6 protein-coding genes are annotated in these 6265 nt (G+C 38.8%); 1 reads left to right on the top strand and 5 read right to left on the bottom strand.

Translation table 11 applies throughout. The annotated features are described in order from the left end of the window. Positions 1-188: hypothetical protein (locus JCM12304_RS19775; RefSeq protein WP_218185794.1), on the top strand; the 188-nt coding region annotated here is incomplete at its 5' end. 72 nt (positions 189-260) lie between these two features. Here JCM12304_RS19775 and opp4A read toward each other — a convergent pair. From opp4A to JCM12304_RS16455, 5 genes are all read right to left on the bottom strand, one after another. Next, positions 261-2114, bottom strand: a complete 1854-nt coding sequence (gene opp4A, locus JCM12304_RS16475; protein ID WP_060681656.1) for an oligopeptide ABC transporter substrate-binding protein — start codon at positions 2112-2114, stop codon at positions 261-263. Positions 2115-2252: 138 nt separating this feature from the next. Continuing rightward, complete coding sequence (locus JCM12304_RS16470; protein WP_060681654.1) at positions 2253-3167, bottom strand: ABC transporter permease; 915 nt, start codon at positions 3165-3167, stop codon at positions 2253-2255. A gap of 26 nt (positions 3168-3193) precedes the next feature. Beyond that, positions 3194-4156, bottom strand: a complete 963-nt coding sequence (gene opp4B / locus JCM12304_RS16465; protein WP_060681652.1) for an oligopeptide ABC transporter permease — start codon at positions 4154-4156, stop codon at positions 3194-3196. A gap of 1 nt (position 4157) precedes the next feature. Continuing rightward, entirely contained in the window at positions 4158-5090 is a 933-nt protein-coding gene (locus JCM12304_RS16460; protein ID WP_060681650.1) for an ABC transporter ATP-binding protein, read from the bottom strand. Continuing rightward, a complete protein-coding gene (locus JCM12304_RS16455; protein ID WP_019376387.1) occupies positions 5077-6093 on the bottom strand; it encodes an ABC transporter ATP-binding protein in 1017 nt (338 codons plus the stop codon). The genes JCM12304_RS16460 and JCM12304_RS16455 overlap by 14 nt, the downstream gene beginning before the upstream one ends. Positions 6094-6265: the final 172 nt, after the last annotated feature.

Here is a 6265-nt window from a genome sequence, read left to right as displayed (position 1 = left end):
TGTGGGAAAAGCAACAGGGCTTTTTGATGGGGCGAGTAATCACAGCCCCAGCTGAAGATCCCGCAGGAAGTGGTTTTCTTCCGAGGAAGCTGAAGCGTTGCCCACGGAAAGCGAAGTGTTTTTTCCGCAACGGCCGCTTAGAGTACTATCAAGTTACGTCGCAGTATATCTATTTTTCGAATCATTGAAAAACCCCAACATATATATTAAAACCTAAAAATTAAAAGAGAAGCCCTACGCCTGGGGCTTCTCTTTACAACCTATTCTGCAACTATTGGCTCTTCCTGGGTTACAGCAATGTCACTCTTATACATTTTTGTACCATCGCCAATGGCAAAGTTTAATACACGATTATTCACAGGTACCAATTCAGATCTATATAGTGTTGGGAATACTGGAATTTCATCTACCATTAATTGTTGCCATTCATCATAGACTTTCTTCCGGTAATCCTTATCAAAGGCTTCAGCAGAAACACCTTTTGCTAGCAATTCATCATTCTTCTCACTCGCATAACGTGTGAAATTGAATAATGCATCACGTCCATATAATCCACGTGGATCTACATCAATACCTACGCCCCATGCTCCTTGGTAAATGTCCACTGCAGGATCATCATCCCCATTTTGCCCTACACGATCGTAGAATGTATTAAATTCTTGTAATCGTCCATCTAGTAATTGTACATTTAAGCCTACTTCTTTCCATGATTGAATATAATAGTTTGCTAACGGCTCAGCAGTATCTCCTCCTGACATAGAGGCAAAGTTAATGACCAATTCTTCCCCATCAGGTGTTTCACGTAAGCCATCACCATCTTTATCTTCATAGCCTGCTTCGTCAAGAATCTTTTTTGCAGCTTCAGGATCATATGCTACCCCTGGATTTGTTTCGTCATGAAACTCTGGATGTGATGGCGGAATAAGTGTTGTTGCATTCCAGCGCAAACCATTGTAGAATTTTTCTCCTACTGCATTATTATCTACTGCATGCCACATTGCTTTACGTAAATTAACATCTGCCATTTTTGCGTCCGGATTCGGTTTTACCTCTTTCTTATCTTTATCCCACGTTCCTAATTTAAAGCCAATGTAAGTATATGCTCTGTCAATCATTCCAAGATATTCTACATTGGACATCTCCGCATTTTTTGGATACTGATCAACAGGGAAGGAGCTTACTGTATCTACACCACCTGTTTCCAGTTCTTGAACGACAACATTTGGATTAATTACCTTAACTGTTACTTCATCCAGCTTTGGCTCACCACGCCAGTAATCCGCATTTTTGGACATAACTACGGATTCTCCAGGTACTATGCTTTCCACTTTAAATGGTCCAAATCCGATTGGTTTTTCCCTTACTTCTGCAGAAGAAGAAATATCTGCTACCTTCATATCTCCAAAGATATGCTTTGCTAAAGGATATGACCAGATACCACCTGTAACAAGTGAAGGAGTAGATTCTATATAGGTTATCTCCAATGTTTTATCATCAATTACTTTAATTCCCGAAATTGTCTCAGCTTCGCCATTGTGGTATGCTTCCATTCCTTCGATATTAGTAAAGTCTGAGCCATATCGAACTCCATCATATTCAGGATGGCCAATTACCTCGTGAGCAAATAACCAGTCTTCAGCAGTAACAGGTTCCCCATCATGCCAATTTACATTGTCACGAATTTTGAAGGTAAATACCCGACCGTCTTCAGAAGCTTCATAGGTTGCCGCCCCATCATTTGTATATACATAGTTCTCATCCCAATCAAGGAGACCCTCATCAAACCAGTCCAGGATTTGCGCATCTGGGTCACCAGAGTAAAAATTCCAATTCAATGTCCCTTCAAAAGCACTATCAGACACAAGCCCAAAAGTGAATGATCCGCCATCGATCGCTTCCCCTTCGCTTGTTTTAATATTGCTGAAATCATCAATAGAGTATAAACCATCTTTCTTTTCCTCTTTTTTCTCTTCTTTACCTTTCTCCTCAGTTTTCTTCTCCTTCGTTCCTTCAGCCTCTCCTTCTTTTGAAGTAGAAGAATTACAAGCGGCAAGCACAAGCAAAAGTACAACCATTAGAGCAAACAATAATCTCCCTACACGCACCTTCTTCATATGAATGACCTCCCCTGTTTATAAGCTACATTTACAACCAACTGACATGCTGATAGCTAACCAAGAACTACATTTCTTTTTGCTTCTCCCAGGCGTTCACCTCCTTGATGATTAAAGTTTTCTCAGCTGTGTTCGTAATCATCCTCGTCGCTGTCTGGCATCTGTAGCTCTTTTTAAAGCTTCGCCGACATTTCTTACGCTTAGCATAAGAATAAAGATCAACACTGCTGCTGGTACCCATACCCACCATCTAAACTCCAATGTCTGTGGGTTTCTGGCATACCCTAAAAGCGTTCCCAGACTTGGAGTCGATTCCGGGAAACCAAACCCCAAAAAGGATAGCCCTGACTCCAAGCCAATATTTGCAGCCAAGTTCAACGTCATTGTTACAATTATTAGAGAGCTTAAATTAGGTAAGACCTGTGTGAACATAATCTTCAAGTGGGAAGACCCTAAAGTTCTTGACGCTTGTGCATAATCCAATTCCCTTTCCTGTAGAGCTTTAGATCTTATTAATCTAGCAATGCCCATCCATAAAAAAGCGGTCATAATTAAGGAAAAGGAGAGAATTGTATACTTAGGAACAATGGCAACAAACACGATAATCACCATTAAAAACGGTAGAATCATAAAAAAGTCTACAATGCGCATTAACATATTATCGATGGTTCCACCATAATAACCGGATACAAGTCCATAAATAATCCCTATTAAGCCAGTCATTAAGGTAACGAGAATACCAATAGAAAGCGAATTCCTTGTGCCAATAATAAGCTGACCGAAAATATCCCTGCCGCCATAATCCGTCCCAAGCCAGTATTCAGATGAAGGAGGCTCATGAATAGCGAATAGGTCAACGGTGACAATCTCCTCTTGGCTTAAAAAGAGTGAAATACCATACACAAAAGTAGTAATTAATATTAAAAATATAAGCGAGAAAAGTGCTACTTTATCTCTGACGAGCTCCCTCCACATAATACTAATTCCTGAAGGGCTCTTAACTGACCTCATCTGTTCCTGCGTTTCTTCCACATAAGCATGTTTTGAATCCATTATGATCACCTCGGTATTTTTTTGGATTATTTAATACGAATGCGCGGATCAATTAAGCTAAGGATAATATCCGATAGCAACGCGCCTAGAATGGATGCAATACCAAACAGTAAAACTACGGAAGTTACCACACTGTAGTCTCTCTGCAATATCGAATCCATAAATAACAATCCCATACCTGGGTAACTATATATAAATTCTACAAATACTGTCCCGCCTATTAATCCAGTTATTTCATAACCAAAGAATGCAGCAATAGGCAGGAGTGAGTTTCGAAGAATATGCCTGTTATATACTCTTGATTCTGAAGCTCCTTTTGCTCTTGCGGTAATTATAAAATCCTTTTGCTTTGTATCAATAATTTCGCTCCTTAAATATTGAACGGTATTTACTGTTGTTATTAATGCCATTGAAATGGCTGGTAGTAATAAATGGTGTAATTTACTGATAACATAGCTAAGTGATCCTGCCTCTGAACCTGGAGCTACACTGCCACTAGTTGGAAACCATTGAAAGTGAAAACCGAATAACCACAGCATGACAAGTGCAAATATAAATAGCGGTGTAGCAAACCCGATATAGGTATATCCTGTAATAATTTGGTCTCTTAATGTATCGTTAAATCTTCCACTTGTAATTCCTAAAGGAATGGCAATTAAATAGGTGATTATTAAAGTAGCGAGTGACAACCAAAAAGTGTTAATCAAACGTTGTTCAACAAGATCTGTAACAGGCATTTTAAACCGGAACGATTGCCCGAGATCCCCCTGCAAAGCGGAGACAACCCAATCCTTATACTGAACATACCAAGGATTATTCAGCCCTAACTTTTCTCTTTGCTGTTCAATCGCCTGTGGGTCAATATTCGGATCAATTAAACCAGATAACGCATCTCCCGGCATCATTTGAGCCATTAAAAATACCAACACACTTAAAAGAACAATTTGCGGTGCAGTAATAAACAACCTTCTAACAATAAATTTCCACATATTAATCAACCTTCCTATGCGGCAATGCTACTTGATGAGATTCCGATATATGTTGCAGATGGTAAGCCAATCCTTCTTTGTCAAAATACTCATGGTAAGATTGGTCGTACATTTTCTGAACATCTCTTCGGTGGTTTTTCTGGAAATCTCTGTTTCTCGGGTCAATATCAGGAATAGCTGCGATAAGTCGCTTTGTATAAATGTGTTGTGGGTTAGTAAAAATATCCTCTTTTTTTCCTGATTCTACGTACCTCCCTTTATACATAATCCCAATTTGGTCACACATATGTTTGACAATTCCTAAATCATGACTAATAAACAAGTATGTTAAATTTAAATCTTTTTGAATATCCTGCATAAAATTCAATACTTGTGCTTGAACAGATACATCTAATGCAGATACTGGTTCATCTGCAATAATCAACTTCGGTTTTAAAGCAATAGCGCGTGCTACACCAATTCGCTGTCTTTGTCCACCTGAAAACTCATGAGGGTATTTTAATATTGCTTCTGCGCTTAGGCCTACTCGCTCCATCAGATCTTGAACCTTTTGTTTTTCTTCTTTTCTAGTAAGTGACTCATAATTGCGAATGGGCTCTGCTACTATGTCGAGCACGCGTTTTTTTGGATTTAATGAGGAGTACGGATCTTGAAATATCATTTGAATATCTTTTCGGATTGATTTATTTTTAGCAGATGCTAAATCTTTCCCTTCAAAAAAAATCTTCCCCGCAGTGATTTTATTTAGCCCAACAATAGCTCTTCCAATGGTAGTTTTCCCCGAACCTGATTCACCAACTAGTCCATATGTTTTTCCTTCCTCCATCTGGAAAGACACATCATCTACAGCTTTTACAGCATCAATTTTCCGATTAAACAGTCCCCCCCGGATTGGGAAATGTACCTTTAAATTCTTCACTTCAAGAAATTCCATGTTTATGATCCTCCTTGTTCTTTTCAAGAAAGTCAAAATGCTTGTAGCAAGTACAACGTACGTAGTGCTGTGGTTCCACTTCATGCATTTGCGGCATTTTTTCATGAGCTGTTTCGGTAACCCAGGGAATCCTATGAGCGAATCTGCAACCTGTTCTTGGCAGATTCTGTAACGAAGGGACAACACCCTGAATAACATGCAAACGGTCCTGCTTTTGTTTAGAATTCGGTACAGAGTTTAATAAAGAACGTGTATAGGGATGTAATGGATTTTCAAATAGTGTATGGACATCCGCAACTTCCACCATTTCCCCCGCATACATGACTGCAATACGATCTGCCATTTCTGCAACTACTCCAAGGTCATGAGTTATTAAGATAATTCCTGCCTGCATCTCGTTCTTCAATTCCCTGATTAAATCTAATATTTGAGCTTGTATGGTAACATCGAGGGCGGTTGTTGGTTCATCTGCTATTAATAATTCCGGGCTATTGGAAATAGCAATTGCAATGATGACCCGTTGCCTCATCCCTCCTGATAATTCATGTGGAAATTGGTTATATGTATATTTAGGCCGTGCAATTCCAACAAGTTGTAAAAGTTTAATTACCTGCTCATAACGACTTTTCTTTGTTATGGCTTTATTATGGAGGAGCAGTGCCTCACCTATTTGCTCCCCTATGGTCATTAATGGATTTAATGCAGTTAGAGGGTCCTGGAAAATCATTGCCATATCCTTACCGCGCATTTTATTTATTTTTGCCGGAGACAGATTTACAAGATCCTCCCCCTTGAAATAAATATTGCCTTCCATTTTCGCACGTGTATGTAATCCCATTATTGAAAAAGCAAGTGCACTTTTACCCGATCCAGATTCTCCTACAATTGCCAGGACCTCATTCTTAAAAACTTGGAGAGAAACATTATCTACAGCGGCATAGTAATCATCTTTGATTCTAAAAGAAGTAGTTAAATTACTTACATTCAAAATTTGATTAATCAATAGTATCACCCCAAAAAAGTTTATTTCTGGTTACACTCCATACTGAAATGTTGTCCCTTTACTCTATGCTTCGAACTATTAAATTATTTTGGTATAAAAGATGGAGCATAAGATGTATAGCTGTGTATTTTTTGTTCGTAATGTAATCCACATAGAAATGTAATCAAAATTT

The organism is Virgibacillus halodenitrificans JCM 12304 (genome assembly GCF_001310895.1).
Classification (GTDB): Bacteria; Bacillota; Bacilli; order Bacillales; family Amphibacillaceae; genus Virgibacillus_Q; species Virgibacillus_Q halodenitrificans.
This window is presented reverse-complemented; position numbering and strand designations above follow the sequence as displayed.